Origin of the sequence: Nesterenkonia sp. PF2B19 (assembly GCF_001758425.2) — a bacterium.
Lineage (GTDB): Bacteria > Actinomycetota > Actinomycetes > Actinomycetales > Micrococcaceae > Nesterenkonia > Nesterenkonia aethiopica.
The window spans coordinates 1-1,061 of the sequence record NZ_MDSS02000131.1; the positions used below are offsets into that span (position 1 = coordinate 1).

Below are 1,061 nucleotides of genomic sequence, written 5' to 3' on the forward strand. Positions count from 1 at the left end.
CTGCTGGGCACGCCGCCGCGCTGGGGGCGGAGCTGGCCGAGCACCTGGGCCGGCTCCGCCGCGCCGGCCCTGTACCACCTGCAGCTTCCCGACGACCAGGAGCCGGGCCCTGAGGCGCTGACCGGGACGCTGCCGGATCGCATGACGTGGGACCGCCCCGTCCTGCTGGCCCGGGTGGGTCAGGTGCTGCCACCGATGGTCCGTGAGGCCGAGCGCCTGGGACTGCTGGCCATGGGGACCCTCACCGAGGTGGGGCGGCTGCTCGCGCCCGAGACGCCCGCCGTGCCCGGCCGCGGGGAAGACCACCGCCCGGACGCCGGCTCAGCCTCCACCGGACTGGCCGAACGGCTGGCGCGCACTGCCGACCATCTTGCCGAGGCGCTGCCGCCGCAGGTCGACCAGATCCACGTACAGTCCGACCTCACCGCCGTCGCGGTGGGCGCCCTGGCTCCGGAGGTCTCCGCCGGGCTGGAGGCGATCGCACAGAAGGAGACCCGCGGCGGTGTGCCGACCTTCCGCTTCACGGCCGCCTCGCTGCGCCGCGGCATCTCGGCCGGCTGGACCGCCGAGAGGATCCGCGAGTTCCTCGCCGCGCACAGTCTGGCCGAGATCCCGTCGTCGTTGGCCACGCTGATCGACGACGCCGCCCGCACCTGGCAGGGGGTGACGATCGGCGCGGCCTCCAGCTGGCTGATCGAGCGGGATCCTGCGCGCCGTGCCACGCTGCTGCAGCACCCGATCCTGCGGAGCCTGGGCCTGCGGGAGCTCACCACCGAGGTCCTGGTCTGCGACGTCGACGCCGAGCGTCTGGCCCGCGCCCTGGCGGAGGCCGGGGTGGAGTCGCGCAGGCCGATAGCCGGGCCGCGACGCCGCCCATGCGACGACACCGACCGGTTCCCGTCGGGAGGCGGAGCTGGCCGAGACCGCCGAGGCCTGGACCCTGCCGCAGTCGCCCTGGCAGCAGTCGCCGGTGCGGACTGATCTCCGCGCAGCAGGCCGATCCGCAGCTGGTCTCCCGCACCCTCGCCGGCCTGCGGGCCGGGGCCGGAGCCCGCGCCGGG

General features: G+C 75.9%; 1 protein-coding gene. It reads left to right on the plus strand.

Features of this window, described 5'->3' with window-relative positions:
- Positions 1-981 (plus strand): helicase-associated domain-containing protein (locus BCY76_RS17275; protein ID WP_170922754.1); only part of this gene is annotated, 981 nt, incomplete at its 5' end.
- Positions 982-1,061 lie beyond the last annotated feature (80 nt).